The sequence below is a fragment of the Streptomyces sp. NPDC046712 genome, from assembly GCF_040645695.1.
GTDB lineage: Bacteria > Actinomycetota > Actinomycetes > Streptomycetales > Streptomycetaceae > Streptomyces.
In genome coordinates, this window is record NZ_JBEYYW010000005.1 from 99,066 (window position 1) to 125,919 (window position 26,854).

22 protein-coding genes and 1 pseudogene are annotated in these 26,854 nt (G+C 71.1%); 15 read left to right on the plus strand and 8 right to left on the minus strand.

Annotated features, from left to right (window positions below):
- Nucleotides 1-30 precede the first annotated feature (30 nt).
- Together ABZ939_RS08940 and ABZ939_RS08945 are read right to left on the minus strand one after the other, a co-directional pair.
- Nucleotides 31-2,826: a tetratricopeptide repeat protein gene (locus ABZ939_RS08940; RefSeq protein ID WP_361850877.1), complete on the minus strand. Its 2,796-nt coding sequence runs from the start codon at nucleotides 2,824-2,826 to the stop codon at nucleotides 31-33.
- On the minus strand, nucleotides 2,823-4,634 hold the full coding sequence (locus ABZ939_RS08945) for an HSP90 family protein (RefSeq protein WP_361850879.1): 1,812 nt from the start codon (nucleotides 4,632-4,634) through the stop codon (nucleotides 2,823-2,825). The genes ABZ939_RS08940 and ABZ939_RS08945 overlap by 4 nt, the downstream gene beginning before the upstream one ends.
- Nucleotides 4,635-4,800: 166 nt before the next feature.
- Between ABZ939_RS08945 and recG the strand changes: the two genes are divergently transcribed.
- From recG to mutM, 8 genes are all read left to right on the plus strand, one after another.
- Nucleotides 4,801-7,023, plus strand: coding sequence for an ATP-dependent DNA helicase RecG (gene recG / locus ABZ939_RS08950; protein ID WP_361850881.1), 2,223 nt, complete (start codon nucleotides 4,801-4,803; stop codon nucleotides 7,021-7,023).
- 63 nt (nucleotides 7,024-7,086) lie between these two features.
- On the plus strand, nucleotides 7,087-7,671 hold the full coding sequence (rsmD, locus tag ABZ939_RS08955; RefSeq protein ID WP_361850883.1) for a 16S rRNA (guanine(966)-N(2))-methyltransferase RsmD: 585 nt from the start codon (nucleotides 7,087-7,089) through the stop codon (nucleotides 7,669-7,671).
- A gap of 26 nt (nucleotides 7,672-7,697) precedes the next feature.
- Nucleotides 7,698-8,189, plus strand: coding sequence for a pantetheine-phosphate adenylyltransferase (coaD, locus tag ABZ939_RS08960; protein ID WP_361851299.1), 492 nt, complete (start codon nucleotides 7,698-7,700; stop codon nucleotides 8,187-8,189).
- 110 nt (nucleotides 8,190-8,299) lie between these two features.
- Nucleotides 8,300-9,367 (plus strand): ATP synthase F0 subunit B, encoded by a 1,068-nt coding sequence (locus tag ABZ939_RS08965; protein WP_361850885.1) that lies wholly within the window; start codon nucleotides 8,300-8,302, stop codon nucleotides 9,365-9,367.
- Between the two features lie 149 nt (nucleotides 9,368-9,516).
- Complete coding sequence (locus ABZ939_RS08970; RefSeq protein ID WP_361851301.1) at nucleotides 9,517-10,155, plus strand: DUF177 domain-containing protein; 639 nt, start codon at nucleotides 9,517-9,519, stop codon at nucleotides 10,153-10,155.
- A 2-nt stretch (nucleotides 10,156-10,157) separates the two neighbouring features.
- Nucleotides 10,158-10,331, plus strand: a complete 174-nt coding sequence (rpmF, locus tag ABZ939_RS08975) for a 50S ribosomal protein L32 (RefSeq protein ID WP_030496967.1) — start codon at nucleotides 10,158-10,160, stop codon at nucleotides 10,329-10,331.
- A 19-nt stretch (nucleotides 10,332-10,350) separates the two neighbouring features.
- A complete protein-coding gene (rnc, locus tag ABZ939_RS08980) occupies nucleotides 10,351-11,151 on the plus strand; it encodes a ribonuclease III (RefSeq protein ID WP_361850887.1) in 801 nt (266 codons plus the stop codon).
- Nucleotides 11,152-11,376: 225 nt separating this feature from the next.
- On the plus strand, nucleotides 11,377-12,237 hold the full coding sequence (gene mutM, locus ABZ939_RS08985) for a bifunctional DNA-formamidopyrimidine glycosylase/DNA-(apurinic or apyrimidinic site) lyase (RefSeq protein WP_361850889.1): 861 nt from the start codon (nucleotides 11,377-11,379) through the stop codon (nucleotides 12,235-12,237).
- Between the two features lie 69 nt (nucleotides 12,238-12,306).
- Here mutM and ABZ939_RS08990 read toward each other — a convergent pair whose 3' ends face one another.
- Nucleotides 12,307-12,699, minus strand: a complete 393-nt coding sequence (locus ABZ939_RS08990; RefSeq protein WP_361850891.1) for a helix-turn-helix domain-containing protein — start codon at nucleotides 12,697-12,699, stop codon at nucleotides 12,307-12,309.
- Between the two features lie 117 nt (nucleotides 12,700-12,816).
- Between ABZ939_RS08990 and ABZ939_RS08995 the strand changes: the two genes are divergently transcribed.
- A complete protein-coding gene (locus ABZ939_RS08995; RefSeq protein WP_361850893.1) occupies nucleotides 12,817-13,401 on the plus strand; it encodes a flavodoxin family protein in 585 nt (194 codons plus the stop codon).
- A gap of 658 nt (nucleotides 13,402-14,059) precedes the next feature.
- Here the strand turns inward: ABZ939_RS08995 and ABZ939_RS09000 are convergent.
- Together ABZ939_RS09000 and ABZ939_RS09005 are read right to left on the minus strand one after the other, a co-directional pair.
- Entirely contained in the window at nucleotides 14,060-14,503 is a 444-nt protein-coding gene (locus ABZ939_RS09000) for a hypothetical protein (protein ID WP_361851303.1), read from the minus strand.
- A gap of 502 nt (nucleotides 14,504-15,005) precedes the next feature.
- Nucleotides 15,006-15,212, minus strand: a complete 207-nt coding sequence (locus tag ABZ939_RS09005; RefSeq protein ID WP_361850895.1) for a hypothetical protein — start codon at nucleotides 15,210-15,212, stop codon at nucleotides 15,006-15,008.
- 280 nt (nucleotides 15,213-15,492) lie between these two features.
- Between ABZ939_RS09005 and ABZ939_RS09010 the strand changes: the two are divergent.
- Nucleotides 15,493-15,654 (plus strand): annotated as a pseudogene (locus ABZ939_RS09010) (site-specific integrase); the annotation flags it as partial.
- A gap of 20 nt (nucleotides 15,655-15,674) precedes the next feature.
- Here ABZ939_RS09010 and ABZ939_RS09015 read toward each other — a convergent pair.
- The gene (locus ABZ939_RS09015) at nucleotides 15,675-16,475 is read right to left on the minus strand and encodes a CAP domain-containing protein (RefSeq protein ID WP_361850897.1); all 801 of its coding nucleotides are present in this window, start codon (nucleotides 16,473-16,475) and stop codon (nucleotides 15,675-15,677) included.
- A 214-nt stretch (nucleotides 16,476-16,689) separates the two neighbouring features.
- On the opposite strand from ABZ939_RS09015, the gene ABZ939_RS09020 reads away from it, so the two are divergent.
- The 4 genes from ABZ939_RS09020 to ABZ939_RS09035 all read left to right on the plus strand — a co-directional run bounded on the left by ABZ939_RS09020 (nucleotide 16,690) and on the right by ABZ939_RS09035 (nucleotide 22,945).
- Nucleotides 16,690-16,971, plus strand: a complete 282-nt coding sequence (locus tag ABZ939_RS09020; RefSeq protein ID WP_361850899.1) for an acylphosphatase — start codon at nucleotides 16,690-16,692, stop codon at nucleotides 16,969-16,971.
- Between the two features lie 395 nt (nucleotides 16,972-17,366).
- Complete coding sequence (locus ABZ939_RS09025) at nucleotides 17,367-17,582, plus strand: hypothetical protein (protein ID WP_215066520.1); 216 nt, start codon at nucleotides 17,367-17,369, stop codon at nucleotides 17,580-17,582.
- A 176-nt stretch (nucleotides 17,583-17,758) separates the two neighbouring features.
- Nucleotides 17,759-21,310, plus strand: coding sequence for a chromosome segregation protein SMC (gene smc, locus ABZ939_RS09030; protein ID WP_361850902.1), 3,552 nt, complete (start codon nucleotides 17,759-17,761; stop codon nucleotides 21,308-21,310).
- A gap of 201 nt (nucleotides 21,311-21,511) precedes the next feature.
- Nucleotides 21,512-22,945 carry a sugar porter family MFS transporter gene (locus ABZ939_RS09035; RefSeq protein ID WP_361850904.1) on the plus strand — a complete coding sequence of 478 codons (1,434 nt, stop codon included), beginning with the start codon at nucleotides 21,512-21,514 and terminating at the stop codon, nucleotides 22,943-22,945.
- A 48-nt stretch (nucleotides 22,946-22,993) separates the two neighbouring features.
- Here ABZ939_RS09035 and ABZ939_RS09040 read toward each other — a convergent pair whose 3' ends face one another.
- Nucleotides 22,994-23,965 carry an LLM class flavin-dependent oxidoreductase gene (locus ABZ939_RS09040; protein ID WP_361850906.1) on the minus strand — a complete coding sequence of 324 codons (972 nt, stop codon included), beginning with the start codon at nucleotides 23,963-23,965 and terminating at the stop codon, nucleotides 22,994-22,996.
- Nucleotides 23,966-24,043: 78 nt separating this feature from the next.
- A complete protein-coding gene (locus tag ABZ939_RS09045) occupies nucleotides 24,044-25,495 on the minus strand; it encodes a cytosine permease (RefSeq protein ID WP_361850908.1) in 1,452 nt (483 codons plus the stop codon).
- 85 nt (nucleotides 25,496-25,580) lie between these two features.
- Between ABZ939_RS09045 and ftsY the strand changes: the two genes are divergently transcribed.
- The gene (ftsY, locus tag ABZ939_RS09050; RefSeq protein ID WP_361850910.1) at nucleotides 25,581-26,807 is read left to right on the plus strand and encodes a signal recognition particle-docking protein FtsY; all 1,227 of its coding nucleotides are present in this window, start codon (nucleotides 25,581-25,583) and stop codon (nucleotides 26,805-26,807) included.
- Nucleotides 26,808-26,854: the final 47 nt, after the last annotated feature.

Genomic DNA, 26,854 nt, shown 5'->3' on the forward strand with positions numbered 1-26,854 from the left:
GCGGGAGGACCGGATGCCCACCACGGTGGGTCAGGACGTCGCCCGGGACAGCAGTTCCGCCGCCTCCTCCGAGTCAGCGTTCTCCGCGAGCACCCCCCGCGCCAGCGCCGCCGCCTCCGCGCGCTCTCCCAGGTTCAGGTGGAGCCACCCCGCCAGCAGCTCTGCCGCCGTCCGCCGGTCGCGGAGTTCGGGGCCGGCCGAGGCGAACGCCGACACGGCCCGCTTCGCGTACGACAGCGCCTCCCGCGCGTCCGTCTCCCCGAGCAGCTCCGCCGCCTGGGCGTACGTGTCCGCCAGCTCCACCACGTCGGACCCGCACGCCTCCGCCGCCGCGTCCATCAGCGCGCGCCCCTCCTCTGCGCCCGCGATCCACGCCCGGACCCGCAGCGTCCTGACGTACGCCGCCGTGTCGCCCAGCTCCCGCCACAGCTCGCCGGCCCGCTCGTACGCCGCCGCGGCCTGCGGCTTCAGCTCCGCCCGGAGCAGCGCCTGCGCCGCCAGGTTCGCGAGCATCGCGTGGTCCCGCTGCTCCGGCCACTCCTTCGCGAGCTCCGCCGCCCGCAGCCACTGCTCCGCCGCGGACCGGGGCTCGTCCAGCGCCGCGAGGCAGTCGCCGAGCCACCACAGCGTCTGGACGACCGTCCCGTCGCCGTGGTCCTCCACGGACAGGTCCGGCAGCACCGATTCCAGGATCGCCGCCGCCTCCTCCGTCCGCCCCTCCCGCAGCAGCCAACCGCCCAGCTGATGCCGGGCGTACGCGCCGATGCCCCGGCTCTCGCCGGCCTCGTCGGCCCAGTGCGCCGCCTCCAGGGCGTGATCCGCCGCCTCCGCGAACCGTCCGGTCGCGGCGAGGACTTCGGCGAGCTGGAGGTGGAGCCGGGTGTTCCCCGACGCCTCGACGTACGGCGCCCCGTGCTCCAGTGCCGCCCGTGCCGCGCGCTCGGCGGTCTCGTGGTCCTCCAGGTGGCGGGCCACCGCGACCAGCCGGGCCTCCGGTTCGACCGCGTACCAGGGCAGTTCGGCCCTGTGGAACATCTCCGCCGCCTCGGCGTAGCGCTCGGCCGCGGCCGGGAGTTCGCCCCGCATCGCCACCAGGTCGCCCCGTACGGTCTCGGCCTCGGCCATCCGGTCGACGACCCGGACGTCCACCTCGGTCCGGTCGATGAAGCCGTCGAGGGCGTCGAGCGCCCGCTCCACCTCCTCGACCCCCTCCTCGCCGTCCACCCCCGTCATCCGGATCCGGACCCGGTTGAGCAGCCCGCCGGCCACCTGACGGCCGTCGGCCCTCCGCCCGTCCTCGTGGAGGGAGAGAAGCCGGGCGCAGGCCTCCTCCACGGCCGCCAGAGCCTCTTCGCCCCGGCCGTCCAGGGCCAGCGCGTAGGCGGCCCGGGCCCGTGCGGCCGCCGCCTCACCCGGTTCGCCCGCCGCCTCGTACCGCTCGGCCGCCCACCGGAAGAGGCGCGCCGCTTCCGCCGGCTCGTCCCTGAGCGCCATCGCTCGGTGGTCCGCCAGCTCGGCCCGGGCCAGATCGTCCAGGTCCGCCCCGCTCGCCTCCGCGGCCCGCCCGACGGCCTCCCACGCGCCCCGCGCGTCCGGATGCCGGTCCTCGGAGAGCTGCCGCGCCTCGGCGAGGAGCTCGTCCAGGCCCACCGGCGCCGGGACATTCGTCGCGACCGGCGCCGCCGTCGATGCCACGGCCTGCGCCGCCGGAGCCACGCGCGCCGCCCGTACGCCCAGCGGCAGCCGGTCCAGGAGCGGCTCCGCGTCCATCCGCCGCCGAACGACCTCGCTCACCCGGTCCGTACCGTTGCGCTCGTCGAAGCGGCGGGCGAGCGCCAGCGCCTCCACGCGCGCGTGGCCCGCGAGTTCCCGCGCCGTCCACGACGACCCCGCCGGGCCCGGCACGGACTGCTCGCCGTGCCCGAGCGCCACCAGCCGGTCCGTCAACAGCGCCGTCACGGCCAGGAAGTCCAGGTGGCTGTCCGGGTCACCGGCGTCCGTGAAGTACGCCGGACGCTCCGCCAGGATCTCCAGACCCCGCGCCTCGTTCCCGGTCAGCGCGCAGAACTCGATGTGCTCCGCCACCGCACCACGCATGCTCTCCATCGGCCGCACCAGGCGGTAGCCGCGCAGATGGTTCGCGCGCGCCTGCTCGCCCCGGCCGAGCCGGAGCAGCGGCAGCAGCGAGGACGCCAGGACCGCGTGCGGCTCGTGGGCACAGGTGTGCTCGCCCGCCAGGACCGGCGCCCAGGTCTCCAGGGCCTCCTCGTCCTCACCCAGCTCCGCGCGCCACAGGCCCTGCCCGTGCAGCTCACAGGCGTGGCAGTCGGCCATCCGGTCGCGGTCCGCCGCCAGCCAGGCCGCGAACGCCCGGGACGCCCGCTCCAGGTCGCCGATGTGGCGGGCCACCCGGAACTCGCCCTGCCGCACGGCCCGCTCGGAGTACCCCGCGAGCCGGTACCGGTGCTCCATCTCGCCGAGCCACTTCTCGATCGAGGCGAGCGGGATGTGCGGCTGGTCGAGCATCCCGCTGGAGACCCACTTGAACACCCAGTGCAGGGAGTGCGACTCGTACGCGTCGAAGTCCGCGGGGTTCTCGTCCCACATCCGCAGGAGCCGCGAGAAGGGCACGAACATCTTCGCCTTCTCGGAGCTGTAGTTGTACACCTGCAGCTGGTGCCCGAGCGCCTCGATGACGGCCAGCGGCTCGCCGATCCGCTCGGCCTCCGCGAGCAGCCGCTCGGCACGGTCGTTGCGGGCCGGCCCCTCGGGCTGCTCGTAGTTGTCCCGCATGGCCTCGCGCAAGGCCTGGAAGGTCAGGGTCATGCCTCGTTCTCCCCGTCGTGAGTGGCCCATTCGAGCAGTCCGGCGAACGCCCGGTTGAGCAGCGCCGAGTCGGCCGGGCGCAGCGGCCGCTGCGCCATCAGCAGGGCCTGCCCGTACAGCGCCTCGACGGCCGTTCCGGCGAGCTGCGGGTCGTCGAGCGAGCCGATCCGGCGGATCAGCGGGTGGAGATGGTTGAGCACCAGCCGGGCCCGCGGCGCGCTGCCGCGCAGCGAGCCGAGGATGCCCGCCCACAGGTCGTCCGCCTGCTCCTCGGCGTCCGCCCGGGCCTGTTCGTGGCGGGCCGCCCGGCCGTCCAGGTGCAGCGCGGGCACGGTCAGCGGGTGGAAGGACCGCAGGGCCACATCGCAGCCGAGCGGATCGAGCGTGGCCCGCGCCACCGACAGGAACGGCGCGAGGGCCAACTCCTGCGCCGCGTCGACGGAGTCCAGATGGGCGGTGACCGTGTCCGCGTCGAGTTCGGCGACCGCCGTGCCCGGCCGGACCTCGGGGAGCCGCTCGACCAGCTCCGTGTCGTACGTGTAGCCGCCGTTGACCACGCCGATGCCCTGCGCGGAGGCGATGGCGGCGACCTGCCGGTACTCCTCGACCGTGCGGGTGTAGTGCACCACCGGGTGCCGGCGGGCGAACTCCTCCAGCGAGAGGCGGCCGTCCGTCGTCTCGAACGGCAGCCACGGCAGCATCGTCCGCAGCATCTCGGCGTCGTGCCGGGCCAGCGACTTCACACCGAGGTGGTGCACCGACAGGAACTGCGCCAGGCGCTCGGGAGCGCCCGCGGCCAACGAACCGAGCCAGTCCCGCACCGCCGCGCCCAGCGCGTCCCGTACGCCCGCCAGCGTCTCGTCCTCGTACAGCGACTCGCGCGAGGCGGTCGGCCGCAGGCTGTCCGTGTCGAGCACGCACCGTACGAAGAACGCCCAGTCGGGCAGGAGCCCGTCCGCCCGCTCGGTGAGCAACATGCCCTTGAGGTGGACCCGGTGGCCCGCGCGCTGGGCGGGGCTGACCGCCGACGGCAGGACGTACGCCACACCCCGGATGCCGGCCAGCGGCAGATCCAGGTCGATCGAGTCGAGCGGGGTGAAGCCGAACAGCTCCTGGCAGTGGCCCGCGAGCGCCACCCGCCGGGCGGCCGGGCTCGGGTACGAACGGTCCCAGGGGGCGGGCAGGTCGGTGACCGGCTCGTCCCCGACCCGTACTTCGTACGGGAGGAGGGAGCCGTACGAGCGGGCCAGCGAGAGCACCTTCTCCTCGGTCAGCCACTCGCCGGCGCCGGGGCGGGCGGTGAGGTGGACCGTGGTGCCCGGCTCCGTGCGCGCCTCGTCCGGGAGCGTACGGACGGTGTACGAACCGTCGTCGCGGGCCGTCCACTCCACCGGTGGAGCGGCGGGCGTACGGGCGCTGCGGCTGACCACCCGGATCTCGGCGGCGACCACGAAGCAGGCGAGCAGCCCGATGCCGAACTGGCCCAGGAACTCGGCCCGCGCGCTCGCGATGCCCTCGGCGTCGGCCCGCTTCGAGCTGCGGCCGATGGTGGCCAGCAGGTTGTGCACGTCGTGCTCGGTCAGCCCGATCCCGCTGTCCTCGACGCGCAGGCCGCCGCCGTCCACGGACAGCAGGACCCGCGCGGGGGCGTCCGGCTGCTCGGCGCGGCGCGCGGTGATCGCGTCCACGGCGTTCTGCAGCAGTTCGCGCAGATAGACCCGGGGGCTCGAATAGAGGTGGTGGGAAAGAAGATCCACGAGGCCGCGCAGGTCGACCTGGAAGGTGTGCGGTGTCTGATCAGCAGTCATCGTCGCTGCGCCGGTGGGGGGACGGGCGACGGCGCGGGTCGGGCGATCCCGGCAGGCGGTGATCGCGGCGGAGGAGGGGGAGAAGCGTCATCCTAGGCATCACGGCGCCGACGTGACCAGGGGATATCCACAGCCTGCGGGACGAGTGTCGGTGGAGTGGTGTGCAATGGAACGCGTGCCAGTGCTCGACGAACCCCTCAAGAACCTCCTCGGCGCCGCCACCGCGAAGGTGATGGCCGAGCACCTCGACCTGCGGACGGTCGGGGACCTCCTCCACCACTACCCCCGGCGGTACGCCGAGCGCGGCGAGCTCACCGCCCTCGCCGACCTGCCGCTGGACGAGCACGTCACGGTGGTGGCGCAGGTGGCCGACGCCCGGCTGCTGACGTTCAACAAGGGCGGCCGGGGCAAGGGCCAGCGCCTGGAGGTCACGATCACCGACGGCAGCGGCCGGATGCAGCTGGTCTTCTTCGGCCGGGCCGTCCACTTCCACCAGAAGGAGCTGCTGCCGGGCCGCCGCGGGATGTTCGCCGGCAAGGTGGGGGTCTTCAACCGCAAGCTCCAGCTCACCCACCCCGAGTACAAGCTCCTGGACGCCGAGAGCAGCGACGAGACGGTCAGGGCGTTCGCCAACGAGCTGCTGCCGATCTACCCCGCCTGCAAGCAACTGGAGTCCTGGACCATCGAGCAGTCCGTCTCCATCGCCCTGGACTCCCTGGCCGCCACCGGCTGGGCCGGGCTCGCCGACCCGCTGCCGCCCGCCCTGCGCGAGGGCCGCGGCCTCACCGACCTGCCGGAGGCGCTCCAGAAGGTCCACCGCCCCCGCACGAAGGCGGACATCGAGGACGCCAGGCAGCGGCTGAAGTGGGACGAGGCCTTCGTCCTCCAGGTGGCCCTGGCCCGCCGCCGGTACGCGGACACCCAACTGCCCGCCGTCGCCCGCAGACCCGTCCCGGACGGCCTCCTCGACGCCTTCGACGCCAAGCTGCCCTTCACGCTCACCGACGGCCAGCAGAAGGTCACCCGCGAGATCTTCGACGACCTCGCCACCGAGCACCCCATGCACCGCCTCCTCCAGGGCGAGGTCGGGTCCGGTAAGACGATGGTCGCGCTGCGCGCCATGCTCGCCGTCGTGGACGCCGGGGGACAGGCCGCGATGCTCGCGCCCACCGAGGTGCTCGCACAGCAGCACCACCGGTCCGTCACCGAGATGATGGGCGAACTCGCCGAGGGAGGGATGCTCGGCGGGGCCGAGCACGCCACCAAGGTCGTGCTGCTCACGGGTTCGATGGGCGCCGCCGCCCGCCGCCAGGCCCTGCTCGACCTGGTCACCGGCGAGGCCGGGATCGTCATCGGTACGCACGCGCTGATCGAGGACAAGGTGCAGTTCCACGACCTCGGTCTGGTCGTGGTGGACGAGCAGCACCGCTTCGGCGTCGAGCAGCGCGACGCCCTGCGGGGCAAGGGCAAGCAGCCGCCCCACCTGCTCGTCATGACGGCCACCCCCATCCCGCGGACGGTCGCCATGACCGTCTTCGGCGACCTGGAGACCTCCGTCCTCGATCAGCTGCCCGCCGGGCGCTCGCCGATCGCCAGCCATGTCGTGCCGGCCGCCGACAAGCCGCACTTCCTCACGCGCGCGTGGGAGCGGGTGCGCGAGGAGGTGGAGAACGGGCACCAGGCGTACGTGGTCTGCCCGCGCATCGGCGACGGCGAGGACGAGAACGGCAAGGGGTCGAAGAAGAAGCCGTCCCCCGAGGACGAGGCCGAGAAGCGCCCGCCGCTCGCCGTCGTCGAGATCGCCGAGCAGCTCACCGAGGGACCTCTCGCCGGACTCCGCGTCGAGGTCCTGCACGGCCGGATGCACCCGGACGACAAGGACGACGTCATGCGCCGCTTCGCCGCCGGCGAGGTGGACGTCCTGGTCGCCACCACGGTCATCGAGGTCGGCGTCAACGTCCCCAACGCCACCGCCATGGTGATCATGGACGCCGACCGCTTCGGCGTCTCCCAGCTCCACCAGCTCCGCGGCCGCGTCGGCCGGGGATCCGCCGCCGGCCTCTGCCTGCTCGTCACCGAGATGCCCGAGGCCAGTCCGGCCCGGCAGCGTCTCGCCGCCGTCGCGTCCACCCTCGACGGCTTCGAGCTCTCCCGGATCGACCTGGAGCAGCGCCGTGAGGGAGACGTCCTCGGCCAGGCCCAGTCCGGCGTCCGCTCCTCGCTGCGGATGCTCACCGTCATCGAGGACGAGGAGGTCATCGCCGCCGCCCGCGAGGAGGCGACCGCCGTCGTCCTCGCCGACCCGGACCTCACCGACCACCCCGAGCTGCGTACCGCCCTGGACGCCCTCCTGGACAAGGAGCGGGAGGAGTTCCTGGAGAAGGGGTGACGTCAGACCCGCCCCACCCGCCATATCGTGGAGGCACAGACTCTGCGAAGGACGAGGACTCCCATGACCCGCGTGATCGCCGGTACCGCCGGCGGACGCCGACTGGCCGTGCCCCCCGGCACCGGCACCCGCCCCACCTCCGACCGGGCGCGCGAGGGCCTCTTCTCCACCTGGGAGTCGCTCCTCGGCACCCTCGACGGCACCAGGGTCGCCGATCTCTACGCGGGCTCGGGCGCCGTCGGTCTCGAGGCGCTCTCCCGCGGCGCCTCCCACGCCCTCCTGGTCGAGGCCGACGCCCGCGCCGCGAAGACCGTCCGCGAGAACGTGCGCGCCCTCGGGCTGCCCGGCGCCGAGGTGCGTACGGGCAAAGCGGAACAGATCGTGACGGGACCGGCCCCCGCCGCCCCTTATGACCTGGTTTTCCTCGACCCCCCGTACGCCGTCTCGGACGACGATCTTCGCGAGATACTCCTCACACTCCGCTCCGGGGGCTGGATCGGCGAGGACGCTCTCGTCACCGTGGAGCGCAGCACCCGAGGCGGGGAATTCGGCTGGCCGGCCGGTTTCGAGCCACTGCGGGCCCGTCGCTATGGCGAGGGAACGTTTTGGTACGGTCGCGCCGCCTCTACGTGCGAAGACGCACGATGACCGGACCGGAGAGCGAGGGACCCAAGTTGCGCCGCGCCGTCTGTCCGGGGTCATTCGACCCCATCACCAACGGACATCTCGACATCATCGCCCGCGCCTCCAAGCTGTACGACGTCGTGCATGTCGCGGTGATGATCAACCAGTCCAAGAAGGGGCTGTTCACCGTCGACGAGCGGATCGAGCTGATCCGCGAGGTCACGGCCGACTTCGGCAACGTCGAGGTGGAGTCCTTCCACGGCCTGCTCGTCGACTTCTGCAAGCAGCGCGACATCCCCGCCATCGTCAAGGGCCTGCGCGCGGTCAGCGACTTCGACTACGAGCTGCAGATGGCGCAGATGAACAACGGGCTCTCTGGCGTGGAGACGCTGTTCGTCCCCACCAACCCCACGTACAGCTTCCTGTCGTCCTCCCTGGTCAAGGAGGTCGCCGCCTGGGGCGGCGACGTCTCCCACCTGGTGCCGCCGGCCGTCCTCGGCAGGCTCACCGAGCGCCTCGCCGAGCAGCGCGCTCAGCAGTGACCCCGAGCGACCGTCGCTGACGGTCCGTCACCTGGTGTCGGACGGGGGACGACTGCCCTTACAGTCGTCCCGTCCGTCTCCATCCAGCTGTAGAGAGTGGCGAGCACCCGGTGGACGTGCAGAAGAAGCTCGACGAGATCGTTTCGACGGTCACAAACGCCCGCTCCATGCCCATGTCGGCGTCCTGCGTGGTCAACCGCGCCGAGCTGCTCGCCATGCTCGAAGAGGTACGGGAGGCCCTGCCGGGCTCCCTGGCCCAGGCCCAGGAGCTCATCGGGGGCCGGGAGCAGATGGTCGAGCAGGCCCGGCAGGAGGCCGAGCGGATCATCGAGGCCGCCCACGCCGAGCGCGGCTCGCTGATCTCCGACACCCAGGTCGCCCGCCAGTCCCAGGACGAGGCCGACCGGATCCTCACCGAGGCCCGCCGGGAGGCCGAGGAGATCAGGGCGGAGGCCGACGACTACGTCGACTCCAAGCTCGCCAACTTCGAGGTCGTCCTCAACAAGACCATCGGCTCCGTCGACCGCGGCCGCGAGAAGCTCCTCGGCCGCGGCCCCGGCCTGGACGAGCAGGGCTACGCCGACGAGGACGCCCCCGAGTACAGCGCGGACCCGCAGACCCTGATCCACCGGGCCGACGAGTACGTCGACGCCAAGCTGGGCGCCTTCGAGGCCGTGCTGTCCAAGACCCTGGAGGCGGTCGGCCGCGGCCGGCAGAAGCTGCACGGCCGGATCGCCACCGACGAACTCGGCGCGCACATGGCGGCCCAGGACGCGGCGGGCGGCGCGGTGCACACCAGCGACGCGGACTACCTGGCCGGGCTCGCGGAGCTCGCCGACCCCGCGCCGGTGCAGCAGCCCGTCATGCAGCAGGCCCCGCAGATCCCGGCGCAGCAGCCGGACCCGTACGGGTACCAGCAGCCCCAGCAGCAGGACGCCTACTCCGTTGCAGGCAACGGCTCAACCGGAGCGGCTTACGCCGCGCCTTACGATGCGCAGGACCCGTACGCGTACCAGCAGGACCCCTACGCGTATCAGCAGCAGTACAGCTACGACCAGCAGCCCCAGGTCCAGCAGCCGCAGGCCGCCGCGCTCGACGAGACCAGCTTCTTCGACACGAGCATGATCGACCTGGAGCAGCTGCGGCAGTACGAGCAGGGCCACGGCCAAGGCCACTGAGCGAGGTCGGCCAAGGCCGGATTGGGCCCTGGGCGAAGCGTCCAGTATCCTGGCTCTTCGGTCGCGCGTATGCCCGCGATCCATGCTGCCCGCTTCGTCTCTCGATTCGAACACGGCAGCCCCCTCACGATCCGAAAGCAGGAAGAGCCCTGAGCACGCGCCTCGACCACCGCAACCCCCTCGTGTTCGACACACACGAGCTGGGGCGGCGTCCTGGTGCCCTGCAGCGGATCTCCCGTTCGGTGGAGGCCCCCAAGAACTTCGGTGTCGAAGGGGTCGTCGGTGTGCCGGAAGGCGCGCCGGTGGAAATCGACCTCCGCCTCGAGTCGGTCATGGAAGGGGTGCTCGTCACAGGCACCGCCCGTGCATCGGCCGAGGGGGAGTGCGTAAGGTGTCTGGAGCCCGTCGAGCTCGAGCTCGACGTGGACTTCCAGGAGATGTTCTCGTACCCCGACTCCGACGACCGGGGCCGCTCCAAGGCGGCCGCGGACGACGAAGCCGAGGACGACGAGGACATGATCCCCCTCGAGGACGGCATGTTCGACCTCGAACCCGTGCTGCGTGATGCGGTGGTGCTCGCACTGCCGATGCAGCCGGTGTGCCGGGAGGATTGTGCGGGTCTGTGTTCCCAGTGCGGAACCAACCTGAACGAGAACCCGGACCACCACCACGACGCCGTCGACATTCGTTGGGCGGCACTGCAGGGACTCGCCGGTTCGCTGGGAACCGATGAGAAGGACAACATGAGCGGCGCCGAAGCTGGCGTCGACGAGAAGCAGGAGAAGTAGCCGTGGCTGTTCCGAAGCGGAAGATGTCGCGCAGCAACACGCGCCACCGCCGGTCGCAGTGGAAGGCTGCGGTCCCCACCCTGGTTTCGTGTGAGCGTTGCCAGGAGCCGAAGCAGCAGCACATCGCGTGCCCGAGCTGCGGCACCTACAACAAGCGCCAGGTCCTCTCGGTCTGAGTGGCTGGTGAGAGGCGCAATGTCTGAGTCCAACAAGACGGACAATGCCTCGTCCCACACGCTTCTGGAAGGGCGGCTCGGGTATCAGCTCGAGTCCGCCCTTCTGGTGCGTGCGCTGACGCATCGCTCGTACGCGTACGAGAACGGCGGTCTGCCCACCAACGAGCGTCTCGAGTTCCTCGGGGACTCCGTGCTCGGCCTGGTGGTCACGGACACGCTGTACCGCACCCACCCCGACCTGCCCGAAGGCCAGCTGGCCAAGCTGCGGGCCGCGGTGGTCAACTCGCGTGCGCTGGCGGAGGTCGGCCGCGGCCTCGAACTCGGCTCCTTCATCCGGCTCGGCCGGGGCGAAGAGGGCACGGGTGGCCGGGACAAGGCGTCCATCCTCGCCGACACCCTTGAAGCGGTGATCGGTGCGGTCTATCTCGACCAGGGCCTCGACGCGGCCTCGGAGCTGGTGCACCGGCTCTTCGACCCGCTGATCGAGAAGTCCTCGAACCTCGGTGCAGGACTGGACTGGAAGACCAGCCTCCAGGAACTCACCGCGGCCGAGGGTCTGGGTGTTCCGGAGTACCTCGTCACCGAGACGGGTCCGGACCACGAGAAGACCTTCACTGCTGCCGCCCGCGTCGGTGGTGTCTCGTACGGCACCGGCACCGGCCGCAGCAAGAAGGAGGCCGAGCAGCAGGCGGCGGAGTCCGCCTGGCGCGCGATTCGCGCGGCGGCGGACGAGCGCGCGGCGGCGGCGAAGGCCGCGGCCGAGGCGGGAACGGAAGAGGTCGCCGACACCTCTTCGCCCGCCGATCAGACTCCGGCCTGAGGCCCTCTTTCTTCGACGACCCCGCCCGGAACCCTGCACAGGGTCCCGGGCGGGGTCGTTCGCGTGCCCGGGCGCCATGTGGTGCGGACCGTCCCGGCTCGGCGTCGGTCGGGCCCGGTCGGGGCCGCTCGGGACCGGTCGAGGGGGCGGTTCCCGTCGCCCCGGGGCCGCTCGTCCGAGCGGTAGGCTTCGGGCATCGTTCTCGTACCCCTCCGGAGGAGTCCTGTGCCCGAGTTGCCCGAGGTCGAGGTCGTACGGCGCGGTCTTGAGCGCTGGGTCGGCGGGCGCACCGTGGGCGAGGTCGAGGTGCTGCATCCGCGGGCCGTGCGCCGGCACCCGGCCGGCGGATCGGACTTCGCCGCGCGGCTCAAGGGGCACCGCTTCGGGACCGCGCGCCGGCGCGGCAAGTATCTGTGGATCCCGCTCGCGGACTCCGACGTCTCCGTCCTCGGCCATCTCGGCATGAGCGGGCAGCTGCTCGTCCAGCCCGAGGACGCCCCCGACGAGAAACACCTGCGCATCCGCGTCCGCTTCGAGGACGACCTCGGCACCGAGCTGCGCTTCGTCGACCAGCGCACCTTCGGCGGGCTCTCGCTCCACGACAACACGGCGGACGGCCTTCCCGATGTGATCGCGCACATCGCCCGCGATCCGCTGGACCCGGCGTTCGACGACGCGGCCTTCCAGACGGCGCTCCGCCTGCGCCGTACGACCGTCAAGCGCGCGCTGCTCGACCAGACGCTGATCAGCGGGGTCGGCAACATCTACGCCGACGAGGCGCTGTGGCGCGCCAAGCTGCACTACGAACGTCCCACCGCCACGCTGACCCGGCCGCGCTCCGCCGAGCTTCTCGGCCATGTACGGGACGTCATGAACGCGGCCCTCGCCGCGGGCGGGACCAGCTTCGACAGCCTCTACGTGAACGTGAACGGCGAGTCCGGCTACTTCGACCGGTCGCTGGACGCCTACGGGCGCGAGGACGAGCCGTGCCGCCGCTGCGGCACACCGATGCGCCGCCGTCCGTGGATGAACCGGTCCAGCTACTTCTGCCCGCGCTGTCAGCGCCCGCCGCGCGCCACGGCGTGAGCTTCCGCTACGGCGTGATCATTCCGCGCCAGGGCATTGAGCTTCGGCGCTACGGCGTGACCTTCCGCGCTACGGCGTGACGTTCGCGGGAGCGGCGCGCTCCTCGTCGTAGCTTTCGCGCGCCGAGAGGACCTCCGGCATCCGGCCCTCGACCAGGTCGATCAGCGCGCGCAGCCGCTCCGCGATCTCGCGGCCCAGCGGCGTCAGGCGGTAGTCCACCCGCGGCGGGTTGGTCGGCTGCGCCTCCCGGTGGACGAGCCCGTCGCGCTCCAGCGCGTGCAGGGTCTGCGACAGCATCTTCTCGCTGACCCCGTCGACCCGGCGGCGAAGCTCGTTGAAGCGGAACGTGCCCTCGTGGAGCGCGCCGAGGGTGAGGGTGCCCCACCGGCCGGTCACATGCTCCAGCGTCTCGCGCGAGGTACAGGCCCGGGCGAACACGTTGAACACGAGGTCGTCAGTCATGCCTCTACCATACTCGGCACAGCGCTTACCGCTGGCATGCGCTAACCAGGAGATTGCACTTTCTGAAAGTTAGTGCTCTACTTCTTGTCGTTCCCCCTGCCGATGAGGAGTCCCACCATGTCCACGCCCGTCGTCTCCATCGCCTATCACTCCGGCTTCGGCCACACCGCCGTCGTCGCCGAGGCTGTCCGTGCCGGCGCCGCCGAGGCGGGCGCCACCGTCCACCTGATCAAGGTCGACGAGATCACCGACGCCCAGTGGGAGCTGCTCGACGCCTCCGACGCGATCGTCTTCGGCTCGCCGACCTACATGGGTACGGCGTCCGGCGCGTTCCACAAGTTCGCCGAGGACAGCTCGAAGCGCTGGTTCACCGACTCCTGGATCGACAAGCTGGCCGCGGGCTTCACCAACTCCGCCTCCAAGAGCGGCGACAAGCTGCACACCCTGCAGTTCTTCCAGACCCTCGCCGCCCAGCACGGCATGACCTGGGTCAACCTGGGCCTGAAGCCGGGCTGGAACACCTCGGCGGCGTCCGAGAACGACATCAACCGCCTCGGCTTCTTCTCCGGCGCGGCCGCCCAGACCCACAACGACCTGGGCCCCGAGGGCGTCCACAAGGCCGACCTCGCCACCGCCGAACACCTCGGCCGCCGCGTCGCCGAGACCGCCCGCACCTTCGCGGCCGGCCGCGCCGCCGCCTGATCGCCCATCGCGCCACAGACCGGTCACCGACCGCGCCACGGACGAAGGGCCCCGTCACCACCCGGTGACGGGGCCCTTCCTCGCGTACGTCCGTCGGCTACGAAGCCGAAGGTGGAAACGACCAGGGCTACTCCACGCCCGCTTTGTTCGGTTCTCAACAAACCGGGGCTGCCCGCTCCTTGGCCCTTTTCTCGTGGGGATGCCGCTGTAGAGGACGGATTTACCGGGTTGGAACGGTGACCTTCACGATCTGTGGCCGCCCGTTCGGTCTACGCCCCTTCGGGCTAGGCCCGAACGGCCGCCGTCGTCGGCGCAGCCGAGGCGGCAGGCGGTAACGGGCGCCCCTGCCCCAACGACAAGGGCGAGGTCGACCAGAGGGTCAGCGTGCCCGTCACGGTCCCGCAGAACGCCTGGGCGTCCAGGTCAGCGCACTCACCGCGGGCGGCGAAGTGACCTGCCAGGCCCGTTCATCGCTTGGCCCCACCTGCGTGACCCTCCACCTGCCGTAGCCCGGCAAGGCCCGTCCGCGGGAGGCGCCCAGGGAGAAGCCGACCACAGCAAGTCGGCGCGGGTCTGGGGAATCAAGCCGAGCAACTCTGAGGCCGCCCCGAGCGCCCGTTGGGCTTACCGCGATTCCGTGAATGGCGTTGGTGGCAGCTCAGTGAGAGCGCCGGCGACGGTGATACGCGAACGCCAGGGCCAGCAGTAGAGGGCCCCACAACGTGAACAGACCACTGACCGTCATCGCCAGCACGTCCCACCCCTCGGCGTACGGGAAGCCGTCCGCACCGCCCAGGCGGAAGGCCCCGAACACCCAGTGGACCATCAGGGCGGAGAAGAAGAGGCCGCCTGTCGTCGCAGGGAGGATGACCACGAAGGGCGGGATGCGTCTGCCGCCCAACTTGGGGACCCAGGTGGGCACGACCTCGCCCCACCGGCGGACCAGGCCGAGGCTGAGCAGGGCGAATATCTCGGACAGAACGCTGAGTCCGACGACGTAGGGAATGTTCCACGGGGACGGCGGCAGGACCTCCCCGCCCATGCCGTAGCCGAAGGCGATGGGAAGACGCCACAGGCACACAGGCAGCGCGACCAAGGGCATCGCATGGGCTGCGGCAGCAGCCCACCGGGGAACGGGCCGTTCTGTCGCTGTCGTGTCGAGGTGCGCCGTATGGGTTGTCATGCCTCCACAGTGTCTGGGCAACCCACGAGCCCGGATCAACTCCACGGACGATCCGCCTCCGCCCGAAGGGCGAGGAGCGCGGTCCAGGAGTGGGACCCTGGCCATCACCGACGTCATGGCCAGGTTTCACGGAACTGCGGTCAGAGCCAATTTCAAATATCGCCATCAACACTCGGACCCGGGGAAACGTCCGCAACCCGCCACTCGCCCCAACTCCCATCCCGGAGCCTGAGGCCCCGCCGGAGGTATATCGGGGACAGATGGAAACCGCGGGCCGTTGGGGCTCGACTCATGCCCTCGGGCCTGTCCCGACTTGCAGGGGCGGGCGTCGGCGCAGCGCGTGCGGAGCAGGTCGAAGGCAGGAGCGTCGCGCGGAGCCGGGTGCTTGATGAAGTGACGAGAGTCCTACCGCGCTCAGGGATCAGTCGGCCGCGGGCGGCTCCGGGTGCCGCACGCGCTTCTTCAGCTCTTTCTCGACGTCGTACCGAGACTGCTCGGTCGCCTCGGCGTGCGCCGTGATCGCCGCCTGCACCGCGGCCGCGGTCTCCACCGTCAGCTCCATGGCCTGGATCTCTGCCCACGCCTTCTCTTCGAGTTGGATCAGCTCGTCACTCAGTTCGATCGCCACGGCCGGATCGTAAGACCAGGCGCTGACATTCCAGCGGAGCGGCGCGGCTCAGTCGAGGACGCCGAGGCCAGTCGAGGCGCGGACCGGCGGTGCGCAGTTCCGCCGGCTGCCGACGCGCGAGTGCAGCGACTGGGTGATTTCTTAGGTACGCGTGGAGTTACTTACGTCGCTGGCTCCCTGCCGTCCGAACTCCGCCGGCTCTTCCAGCTCACTGGCACCCTGCGCATGTTCAACATCTCGCCGCATGAAGCGGCCGAGACGGGCTGAGCGATGCGGGGCGGCCCTGAGCGAGTACCTCGGCCACCATGATCCGGGCTTCACGCTGCGGACCTACACCCACCTCATGCCGTCGAGCCAGACCCGTACGCGGGCCGCTGTAGACGCAGTGTGGGCCGCCCCGGTCGCCGATGACGGCCCCGAGACGGCCCACGAAAGCTCATAGGTCGCTGACCTGCGGAAATCTCAGAAGCCGAAGTCCTGCGTCCACCACGGACCGCCGTCCGCGAAGTGCACGCCGACGCCCAGCGTCGTGTAGTCGCAGTTCAGGATGTTCGCGCGGTGTCCGTCGCTGTTCATCCACGACTCCATCACGGCCGCGGCGTCGGCCTGGCCGCGGGCGATGTTCTCGCCGCCGAGACCGGTGACGCCGGCCTGACGGGCGCGCTCCCAGGGGGTGTCGCCGTCCGGGTCCGTGTGGTCGAAGAAGCCGCGCTGCGCCATGTCCTGGCTGAAGGCGCCCGCCAGTGCGGAGAGAGCGCTGTCGGACCGCACCGCCGTGCAGCCCACCTTGGCCCGCTCCTCGTTGACCAGCCGGACGACCTCCGCCTCGGCCGCCGCGTCGCGGCTGACGAGGGACGGGGCCTCGGTGCGTACGACCGGCTTCGAGGTCGTGGGGGCCGGCTTCGGCTTCGGCTGCGTCGTCTTCGGCGGCGCGGTCTTCGACGGCTGCGGGGCCGGCTTCTTCGGCGTCGGGGACGCGGTGGTCTTCGACGGCTTCGGCGAGGGAGTGGCGGAAGGGGAGGAGGGAGCCTTGCCGGCCCCCTTCCCCGTACCCGTCGCAGGTGCGGACGACTGGTTCGACGGCGTGGCGGACGAACCGCCCTGCGTCGTCAGCTCCGGCGTCTGGCGGGACTCCACGATCTGCTGCTCACCCGAGCCGGCGCTGCCGACGGTCAGGGTGTCCCCGCCGGGCAGAAGGCCCGAGGCGACGGCGACGGCGCCGACCGCCACCGCGGCGGAGGCGCCGAGCAGCCCGGTGCGCACGGGCGCGCCGCGCCTTCTACGATGGCGTCCCATCTGCTCTGCCTTCCTGACGACCTGTGCTGGACTCTTTGCGATCTTTGCTTCTGTGGACCCTGGTGCAGGGTCTGTCCACCGAGACGCCCCCGAACGGGTGAGTCTCATTCGGTCGGGACTGTACGCCATGACGCGCGGGGGTGACGTGCTACTCCGGCAATTGGCCCGTTAGCGTGCAGCCATGAATGAAGACGTACGGCTCACCGCGTGGGTGCGCGGTCGAGTACAGGGAGTGGGCTTCCGCTGGTTCACCAGGGCAAACGCCTTGGAGATCGGAGGGCTCGTCGGCTTCGCCCTCAACCTCGACGACGGGCGGGTGCAGGTCGTGGCCGAGGGGCCTAGTGAGAATTGCCACCGTCTGCTCGACTGGCTCCGCTCCGACGACACTCCCGGGCGCGTTGAGGGAGTCACCGAGATCTGGGACACCCCGCGCGGCGGCTACGAGGGCTTCGCGGTCCGCTGACGATCATGTCGTACGAACTCCGCCCGGGTGCACTCATGACCATCGGGCGGATGTTCGGAGAAGGGGGGTCGAAGCGGAAATGACCTGCGGATTGCCAAGAAGGTCTTGCCGTGCCAAGCTGCGCGCGGAAGGATGATCTCTACGCCCCTGAGGCACCGAGTTGCGAGGCGCCGTCGCGAGTTTCCGCGGCCGCAGACCCCCCGGTTGCCCCTTGATACGGGGCGTGATCGTGTTGACCGTCAAACTTTTTGGTGAGACTCTGGAAGCCCCGCGCACCTTAGCTGTTTGGCAGTGGAAACCGGCACGACAAGATGTGCTGCTGAGCACCGCGGGTGCGAAATCCCTCACGACCCACACCGCTTCGGTCGGTCACTCAGTGTGGAGGACCATCCATCATGGCAAAGGCGCTTCTCGGTTACGTCGGCGGCTCCGACCCGCGACTCCTCGCCGAGATGCGACGGCTTCAGCAGCGCGTCCAGGACCTCGAGTCCGAGCTCGTTCGGATTCAGTCCGAGAACGACGCGCTCAACGCTGCCGCCGCTCAGCATGGCGAGTCGCTGCTCGACAGCATCGACCTCGACGTTCCCCAGGCGGAGCCTGCGCTCACCTGACAGTCAGCCCCGGGCCGGGGCCAGGTGAGAAACACTCTCGCTAGCACAGCTAGATATGCAAGGGGCGCTCCGGCGTCCCTTCTTTCTTGAGTCCCCCACGTCCCACCTTCCTTAGGGGAGGGTGTGCCCTGCACCTTCATGGGTGAAACGCGCAACCACAGGTAGAGTCCGGGGGCGTGCATCTCAAGGCCCTGACTCTCCGCGGTTTCAAGTCGTTCGCATCCGCCACCACGCTGCGGTTCGAACCGGGAATCACGTGTGTCGTCGGGCCGAACGGATCCGGCAAGTCCAACGTCGTGGACGCGCTGTCCTGGGTCATGGGGGAGCAGGGCGCCAAGTCGCTGCGCGGCGGCAAGATGGAGGACGTCATCTTCGCCGGCACGACCGGGCGGCCCCCGCTCGGCCGCGCCGAGGTCTCGCTGACCATCGACAACTCCGACGGCGCGCTGCCCATCGACTACGCCGAGGTCACCATCACCCGGATCATGTTCCGGGGCGGCAGCAGCGAGTACCAGATCAACGGCGACACCTGCCGGCTGCTGGACATCCAGGACCTGTTGTCGGACTCCGGCATCGGCCGCGAGATGCACGTCATCGTCGGCCAGGGCCAGCTCGACTCCGTCCTGCACGCCGATCCGATGGGCCGCCGAGCCTTCATCGAGGAAGCGGCCGGCGTCCTCAAGCACCGCAAGCGCAAGGAGAAGGCGCTGCGGAAGCTCGACGCGATGCAGGCCAACCTCGCGCGCGTGCAGGACCTCACCGACGAACTGCGCCGCCAGCTCAAGCCGCTCGGCCGGCAGGCGGCGGTCGCTCGCCGGGCCGCCGTCATCCAGGCCGATCTGCGCGACGCCCGGCTGCGCCTGCTCTCCGACGACCTCGTACGCCTCAAGGAGGCGCTGAAGGCCGAAGTCGCCGACGAGGCCGCGCTCAAGGAGCGCAAGGAGAGCGCCGAGACGGAGCTGCGGGCGGCGCTCGCCAAGGAGGCGGAGCTGGAGGAGGAGGTCCGCGGACTCGTGCCGCGTCTCCAGCGCGCCCAGCAGACCTGGTACGAACTCTCCCAGCTCGCCGAGCGGGTCCGCGGCACCGTCTCGCTCGCCGACGCGCGCGTGAAGAGCGCCACCACCCAGCCACCCGAGGAGCGGCGCGGCCGCGACCCCGAGGACATGGAGCGTGAGGCCGCCCGGATCCGGGAGCAGGAGGCCGAGCTGGAGGCCGCCCTGGAGGCGGCCGAACGCGCGCTGGAGGACACCGTCGCCCACCGCGCCGAACTGGAGCGCGAGCTGGCGGTGGAGGAACGTCGCCTCAAGGACGTGGCCCGCGCCATCGCCGACCGGCGCGAGGGCCTCGCCCGGCTGCACGGCCAGGTCAACGCCGCCCGCTCACGCGCCGCGTCGGCCCAGGCCGAGATCGACCGGCTCGCCGCCGCCAGGGACGAGGCCCAGGAGCGGGCCGTCGCCGCCCAGGAGGAGTACGAGCAGCTCAAGGCAGAGGTCGACGGACTCGACGCCGGCGACACCGAACTGGGGGAGCGGTACGAGGCCGCCCGCCGGGACCTCGCCGAGGCCGAGTCCGCGCTCACGGCCGCCCGCGAGGCGGCCACCGAGGCCGACCGCAGCCGCGCGGCGACCCGGGCCCGCCACGAGGCACTCTCCCTGGGGCTGCGCCGCAAGGACGGGACAGGAGCGCTGCTCGCCGCCCGGGACGGCCTGAGCGGACTGCTCGGCCCGGCTGCGGAACTGCTCACCGTCACCCCCGGGTACGAGATCCCGCTCGCCGCCGCCCTCGGAGCGGCGGCGGACGCGATCGCCGTCTCCGGCCCCGCCGCGGCCGCCGAGGCCCTGCGCCTCCTGCGCAAGCAGGACGCGGGCCGCGCGGCGCTGCTGCTCACGGGCGGGGAGTCCCCCTTGCCCCGGGAGGCCGCGGGTGGGCACCCCCGCGCGGCCGACTTCGTCCGCGGACCCGACGAACTCCTGGGCTCCGTACGGCGGTTGCTCGACGGGATCGTGGTGGTCGGGACGCTGGAGGAGGCCGAGGAGCTGGTCTACGCCCACCCGGGGACCACCGCCGTCACCGCCGAGGGGGACCTGTTGGGGGCGCACTTCGCGCAGGGCGGTTCCGCAGGGGCGCCCAGCCTCCTCGAGGTGCAGGCGTCCGTCGACGAGGCGGCCGCCGAGCTGGAGGAGCTGGAGTCGCGGTGCGCCGGGCTGGCCCTCGCCCAGCAGGAGGCCACCGAACGCAGGCGCACCGCCGCCGCGCTCGTCGAGGAGCTGGCCGAGCGCCGCCGCGCCGCCGACCGCGAGAAGGCGGACGTCGGCAAGGAGCTCGGCCGCCTCGCCGGCCAGGCCCGCGGCGCCGCCGGCGAGGCCGAGCGCACCACCGCGGCGGCCGCACGCGCGGAAGAGGCCCTGGAGAAGGCGCTGTACGAGGCCGAGGAGCTGGCCGAGCGCCTGCTCGTCGCCGAGGAGACCCCGGCCGAGGAGGAGCCCGACACCTCCGTGCGCGACCGCCTCGCGGCCGACGGCGCCAACGCCCGCCAGACCGAGATGGAGGCCAGGCTCCAGCTCCGTACCCACGAGGAGCGGGTCAAGGGCCTCGCGGGACGCGCCGACTCCCTCGACCGGGGCGCCCGCGCCGAACGCGAGGCACGCGCGCGTGCCGAGCAGCGCCGCGCCCGGCTGCGCCACGAGGCGGAGGTCGCCGGCGCCGTGGCCGCGGGCACCCGGCAGCTCCTGGCCCATATCGAGGTCTCCCTGGTCCGGGCCGAGCAGGAGCGCGCGCTCGCCGACGCCGCCAAGAGCGCCCGCGAGCAGGGCCTGGCCGCCGCCCGGACCCGGGGCCGCGATCTGAAGGCCGAGCTGGACAAGCTCACCGACTCCGTCCACCGCGGCGAGGTCCTCGGCGCGGAGAAGCGGCTGCGGATCGAGCAGCTGGAGACCAAGGCCCTGGAGGAGCTGGGCGTCGAGCCGGCCGGCCTCGTGTCCGAGTACGGCCCCCATCAACTCGTACCGCCGTCGCTGCCCGCGGAGGGCGAGGAGCTGCCGGAGGACCCCGAGCATCCGCGCAACCAGCCGCGTCCCTTCGTCCGCTCGGAGCAGGAGAAGCGGCTCAAGGCCGCCGAACGGGCGTATCAGCAGCTCGGCAAGGTGAACCCGCTGGCCCTGGAGGAGTTCGCGGCGCTGGAGGAACGGCACAAGTTCCTCTCCGAGCAGCTGGAGGACCTCAAGAAGACCCGGGCGGATCTGCTTCAGGTCGTGAAGGAGGTCGACGTCCGCGTCGAGCAGGTCTTCACCGAGGCGTACCGGGACACCGCCCGCGAGTTCGAGGGTGTCTTCTCGCGGCTCTTCCCCGGTGGCGAGGGGCGGCTGATTCTGACCGACCCCGACAACATGCTCACCACCGGCGTCGATGTGGAGGCCCGTCCGCCGGGCAAGAAGGTCAAGCGCCTCTCGCTGCTCTCCGGTGGCGAGCGGTCGCTGACCGCCGTGGCGATGCTGGTCTCGATCTTCAAGGCCCGTCCCAGCCCGTTCTACGTCATGGACGAGGTGGAGGCAGCCCTGGACGACACCAACCTCCAGCGGCTGATCCGGATCATGCAGGAGCTGCAGGAGTCCTCGCAGCTCATCGTCATCACGCACCAGAAGCGGACGATGGAGGTCGCGGACGCGCTCTACGGCGTCTCCATGCAGGGCGACGGTGTCTCGAAGGTCATCAGCCAACGCCTGCGGTGATCAACTTCAACTCTTGAACTCAAGTAGTCGCTCAGCGCGGTTGAAGTCATACGACATCAGGTCTTGACTTCGAAACTTGAAGGCATAGTCTCTGCAACGTTACTTTTACCTTCAAGTGGTGGGCGGCGTGATGTTGTGCGCCACTGGAAGGGCTCGCCCCCCCACGCCCCGGCGACGCTGCCGGAGCCTCCAGGAGTCCATGTGACCAGCACCGCGCAGGCGCCCACGCCGCCGCCTTCCGAAGGCCGAGCCGCCCACCCGGACCACCTCGGCCACGTCATCTTCATCACGGCGTCGGCAGCCATGGGCGGTTTCCTCTTCGGATACGACAGTTCGGTCATCAACGGCGCCGTCGAAGCCATCCGGGACCGGTACGACATCGGCTCCGGCACGCTGGCCCAGGTCATCGCCATCGCCCTGATCGGCTGCGCCATCGGCGCCGCGACCGCGGGCCGGATCGCCGACCGCATCGGTCGCATCCGCTGCATGCAGATCTCCGCGGTGCTCTTCGCCGTCAGCGCCGTGGGCTCCGCGCTGCCCTTCGCCCTGTGGGACCTCGCCCTTTGGCGGATCGTCGGCGGCTTCGCCATCGGTATGGCCTCGGTCATCGGCCCCGCGTACATCGCCGAGGTCGCCCCCGCCGCCTACCGCGGCCGCCTCGGCTCCTTCCAGCAGGCCGCCATCGTCATCGGCATCGCCGTCTCCCAACTGGTCAACTACGGCATCCTGCAGCTCGCCGACGGCGACCAGCGCGGCGAGATCGGCGGCCTGGAAGCCTGGCAGTGGATGCTCGGCGTGATGGTCGTCCCCGCCGTGCTCTACGGCCTGCTCTCCTTCGCCATCCCCGAGTCCCCCCGCTTCCTCATCTCCGTCGGCAGGATCGACCGGGCCAAGGAAGTGCTCGCCGAGGTCGAGGGCCACGAGGTCAACCTCGACCACCGCGTCGCCGAGATCGAGCTGGCCATGCGCAGCGAGCACAAGTCCACCTTCAGGGACCTGCTCGTGGCCGGCGGCCGCTTCAAGCTGCTCCCCATCGTCTGGGTCGGCATCGGACTCTCGGTCTTCCAGCAGCTCGTCGGCATCAACGTCGCCTTCTACTACTCCGCGACGCTCTGGCAGTCGGTCGGCATCGACCCCTCCAGCTCGTTCTTCTACTCGTTCACCACGTCGATCATCAACATCATCGGCACCGTGGTCGCGATGGTCCTGGTCGACCGGGTGGGCCGCAAGCCCCTCGCACTCGTCGGCTCCGTCGGCATGGCCATCGCCCTCGCCTTCGAGGCCTGGGCCTTCTCCGCCGACCTCGTCGACGGCAAGCTCCCCGAGACCCAGGGCGTCGTGGCCCTCGTCGCCGCCCATGTCTTCGTGCTCTTCTTCGCCCTCTCGTGGGGCGTGGTGGTCTGGGTCTTCCTCGGCGAGATGTTCCCCAACCGGATCCGCGCCGCCGCCCTCGGTGTCGCCGCCTCCGCTCAGTGGATCGCCAACTGGGCCATCACCGCCAGCTTCCCGTCCCTGGCGGACTGGAACCTCTCCGGTACGTACGTGATCTACACGATCTTCGCCGTGCTCTCCATCCCCTTCGTGCTCAGGTACGTGAAGGAGACCAAGGGCAAGGCGTTGGAGGAGATGGGCTAAACCCCGCTGCCCCTCTCCTCGACCTCGGAACTGCCCCGGCTCAGGGCCCTATGCCTTCAGCCGGGGCAGCACCCGTTCCCCGAACAGGCGCAGGCTCCGCCACGCCTCGTCGACCGGCATCCCGCCGCAGAGCGGATGCAGCACGAGACTCTCCGCGCCGAGTCCGAGGCACTCCTCGGGCGTGACGATCCGGTACACCCCCTCGGCCCGCAGCTCCGCGACCGTCGTCGCCGTCGAGCGCACCGCCGAGCGGATGTCCTTCGACTGCCAGGAGGCGTACGTCCGCGCCTCGTGCAGGAAGTGCTCCCCGTACAGCTCCCAGGACCGGTCCGGGTCCTCCGAGAGATGCAGCAGCGGGGTCCGCTCGGCCGGCATCATCGTCCAGCCCTCGGTGCCGTACTCCGCGCACAGCTCCCGGTAGTACGTCTCCAGCTCCGGCAGATGCGCGCTGGGAAAGAACGGCAGCCCGAGCCGGGCCGCCCGCCGCGCCGCCGCCTTCGAGGAACCGCCCACGAGCAGCAGCGGATGCGGCCGGGTGAAGGGCCGTGGAGTGACCCGTACCGTACGGCCCTGATACGTGAACGGCTCACCGGACCACGCCTTCAGCAGGGTCTCCAGGAGGAGGTCCTGCAGCTTGCCCCGGCGGCCCCAGTCCACCCCGCGCTCCTCGTACTCCTCCGGCCGGTAGCCGATGCCCGCGACCGTCACCAGCCGCCCCGCGCTCAGCAGATCGAGGACGGCGATCTCCTCGGCGAGCCGCAACGGGTCGTGGAGCGGCCCGATGATCGCCGAGACCGTCACCGCGATCCTCTTCGTCGCCCCGAAGACCGCGCCGGCGAAGGCGAAGGGGGAGGGGAGCCAGTTGTTCGCGGCGCCGTGGTGCTCCTCGGTCTGGATCGTGTCGACGCCGTGCTCGTCGGCGTAGGCGGTCATGGCGAGGGCGGCGCGATAGCGCTCCGAGAGGGACTCGGGGGTCGCGTGCGGATCGACGAGGTTGAACCGTACGACTGTGAAGGGCATGGGAAGTCCCCCTCCGCGCGTGGGATGCCGGCGAAGGGGGACGGTATCTGACGTGACGTCAGATGAGAACGGTGTGCGTCAGACGGAAACGGACTCGCGGACCTCGGCGGGCTCCACGGCCGCCCGCGCGGCGGTCCGCGGCAGCACGGCGTACAGCGCACCCGCGACCACGATCGTCGCCCCCCAGCCGAGCCCGTTCTCCCCGATCCAGGAAGAGGCGAGCGGGCCGGAGAACCAGTCGACCTTGGTGAACAGCAGACCCACCACCAGGGCCACCGCCCACGCCGTCATCGCCTGCCAGGCGAAGCCGCCCCGGTACCAGTAGGCGCTCGTCCGCGTGGTGTCCATCAGCGCCTCGCCGTCGTACGACCTGCGGCGCAGCATGTCGACGCCGAAGACGCCGATCCACGCGGAGAACGCCACCGCGAGGAGCGTCAGGAAGGAGATGAACGAGCCGATGAAGCTGGTCGCCACCACCATCAGCAGGAAACCGAAGACCAGGCTGATCACGGCGTTCACACTCACCGCCGCGGCGCGCGACACCTTGATGCCGAGCGTCTGCGCGGTGAACCCGGCCGAGTACATCGACATCGAGTTGATCAGCAGCATTCCGATCAGCGCGATGACCAGGTACGGGACGGAGATCCAGGCCGGCAGCAGCTCACCGATGAACGACACCGGGTCCTGCGCCGAGGCCAGACCGGGGGTGGCCACCGCCATCACCGCGCCCATCAGGACCATCGGCAGCACGACGATGCCGGCGCCGCCGATCGTGGAGCCGACCATCGCCTTCGAGGAGGCCGTACGCGGCAGATAGCGGGTGAAGTCCGGGCCGGAGGGGACCCAGCTGATACCGCCCGCCGCGATCGTGCCGATACCCGCGATCATCATCGCCGTCGAACCGGCCGGCTTGTCGAAGACCGCGGACCAGTCGGTGTTCGCGATCAGATGGACGAGCACAAGGACCGAGAAGGCGCCGAAGAGATATGTCGACCACGTGCTGCACACCCGCAGGGCGTTGATGCCGAGCCCGGACACCAGGAAGGTGCAGGCGACGAAGAGCAGCAGCGTGACGACGATCAGCGCGGTGTTCGCCTTGATGCCGAAGAGCAGATCCAGCACGGTCAGCACGGCGTAGGCGCCGGTCACCGCGTTGATGGTCTCCCAGCCCCAGCGGGCCACCCAGATCAGCGAGCCGGGAAAGAGATTGCCGCGCTGGCCGAAGACGGCCCGCGACAGCGCCATGCCCGGGGAACCGCCGCGCTTGCCGGCGATCGATATCAGGCCGACGATCCCGTACGAGAGGATCGGCGCGGACGTCGCGACGACGAGGACCTGCCAGAAGTTCAGGCCGTTGAAGACGATCAGACCCGCGCCCATCGTGAGCAACAGCACACTGATGTTGGCGGCCACCCAGGTCGGGAACAGTTCCCGGACGTGACCGGTGCGCTCGGCATCGGGGACGGGCTCGAGACCGCGGGTCTCGACGGCCCCTTCGCTTTCGGCGGCGGTTTCGGCGGCAGGGGGCATGGGGGTACTCCGTGCGGGGTGTGGGGGACCCACCCAGCGTACGTGCTCCTCGTCCGGCCCCTTCGTGGCCGATACTGGACGCGTTATGGAACTCATTCTTGCTGTAGTCATCGCCCTGGTCGTCGCCGTCGCCGTGACCAGCGGGCTCGTGATCAGCGGCCGCAAGAAGAAGCAGCTGCCGCCGCGCGAGGCGCCGTCCACCACGCCGACCATCACCGCTCCGCCCGCCGAGCCGCACGTCGGCGAGGAGGCGGAGACACCGCGGGAAGAACCACGCCGCACCATCGAGGAGGTCGACCTCCCGACCGCGGAGGAGGCCGTCGAGACCCCGGCGGCCATCGAGGACCCGGTCGTCGCCGAGGCGCCCCCCCTCGAGATCGAGGTGCCGGAACCGACCGCGGGCCGACTCGTACGGCTCCGCGCCCGCCTCGCCCGCTCGCAGAACTCCCTCGGCAAGGGGCTTCTCACCCTGCTGTCGCGGGACAACCTCGACGAGGACACCTGGGAGGAGATCGAGGAGACCCTCCTCACGGCCGACGTCGGCGTCGCCCCCACCCAGGAGCTGGTCGAGCGGCTGCGCGAGCGCGTCCGCGTCCTCGGCACCCGCACCCCCGAGGAGCTGCGCGGCCTGCTCCGCGAGGAACTCATCACCCTCCTCGGCCCCGACTTCGACCGCACGGTGAAGACCGAGAGCGACCCGGGCACCCCGGGCGTCGTCATGGTCGTCGGCGTCAACGGAACCGGCAAGACCACGACCACGGGCAAGCTCGCCCGTGTCCTGGTCGCCGACGGCCGCTCCGTCGTCCTCGGCGCCGCGGACACCTTCCGTGCCGCCGCCGCGGACCAGCTCCAGACCTGGGGCGAGCGGGTCGGCGCGCGGACCGTGCGCGGCCCCGAAGGCGGCGACCCCGCGTCGATCGCCTTCGATGCCGTCAAGGAGGGCATCGCCGAGAACGCCGACGTCGTCCTCATCGACACCGCCGGCCGGCTGCACACCAAGACCGGCCTGATGGACGAGCTCGGCAAGGTCAAGCGCGTCGTCGAGAAGCACGGCCCGCTGGACGAGATCCTGCTCGTCCTGGACGCCACCACCGGTCAGAACGGCCTGGTCCAGGCGCGCGTCTTCGCCGAGGTCGTCGACATCACCGGCATCGTGCTCACCAAGCTCGACGGCACGGCCAAGGGCGGCATCGTCGTCGCCGTCCAGCGCGAGCTGGGCGTCCCGGTCAAGCTGATCGGCCTGGGCGAGGGCCCGGACGACCTGGCTCCGTTCGAGCCGGGCGCCTTCGTCGACGCCCTGATCGGCGACTGAGCCGCACGTACACACGCGAAGGGCCCCGCCGTCACGGCGGGGCCCTT

What these genes read in the sequence shown, in the direction of transcription:
- ABZ939_RS08945 (WP_361850879.1), bottom strand. Translation starts at nt 4,634, where the DNA reads ATGACTGCTGATCAGACACCGCACACCTTCCAGGTCGACCTGCGCGGC.
- rsmD (WP_361850883.1), top strand. Translation starts at nt 7,087, where the DNA reads ATGACCCGCGTGATCGCCGGTACCGCCGGCGGACGCCGACTGGCCGTG.
- rnc (WP_361850887.1), top strand. Translation starts at nt 10,351, where the DNA reads ATGTCTGAGTCCAACAAGACGGACAATGCCTCGTCCCACACGCTTCTG.
- ABZ939_RS08940 (WP_361850877.1), bottom strand. Translation starts at nt 2,826, where the DNA reads ATGACCCTGACCTTCCAGGCCTTGCGCGAGGCCATGCGGGACAACTAC.
- ABZ939_RS09000 (WP_361851303.1), bottom strand. Translation starts at nt 14,503, where the DNA reads ATGCCCTTGGTCGCGCTGCCTGTGTGCCTGTGGCGTCTTCCCATCGCC.
- ABZ939_RS08990 (WP_361850891.1), bottom strand. Translation starts at nt 12,699, where the DNA reads ATGACTGACGACCTCGTGTTCAACGTGTTCGCCCGGGCCTGTACCTCG.
- ABZ939_RS09040 (WP_361850906.1), bottom strand. Translation starts at nt 23,965, where the DNA reads ATGCCCTTCACAGTCGTACGGTTCAACCTCGTCGATCCGCACGCGACC.
- ftsY (WP_361850910.1), top strand. Translation starts at nt 25,581, where the DNA reads ATGGAACTCATTCTTGCTGTAGTCATCGCCCTGGTCGTCGCCGTCGCC.
- ABZ939_RS08995 (WP_361850893.1), top strand. Translation starts at nt 12,817, where the DNA reads ATGTCCACGCCCGTCGTCTCCATCGCCTATCACTCCGGCTTCGGCCAC.
- recG (WP_361850881.1), top strand. Translation starts at nt 4,801, where the DNA reads ATGGAACGCGTGCCAGTGCTCGACGAACCCCTCAAGAACCTCCTCGGC.
- ABZ939_RS09020 (WP_361850899.1), top strand. Translation starts at nt 16,690, where the DNA reads ATGAATGAAGACGTACGGCTCACCGCGTGGGTGCGCGGTCGAGTACAG.
- ABZ939_RS09045 (WP_361850908.1), bottom strand. Translation starts at nt 25,495, where the DNA reads ATGCCCCCTGCCGCCGAAACCGCCGCCGAAAGCGAAGGGGCCGTCGAG.
- ABZ939_RS09025 (WP_215066520.1), top strand. Translation starts at nt 17,367, where the DNA reads ATGGCAAAGGCGCTTCTCGGTTACGTCGGCGGCTCCGACCCGCGACTC.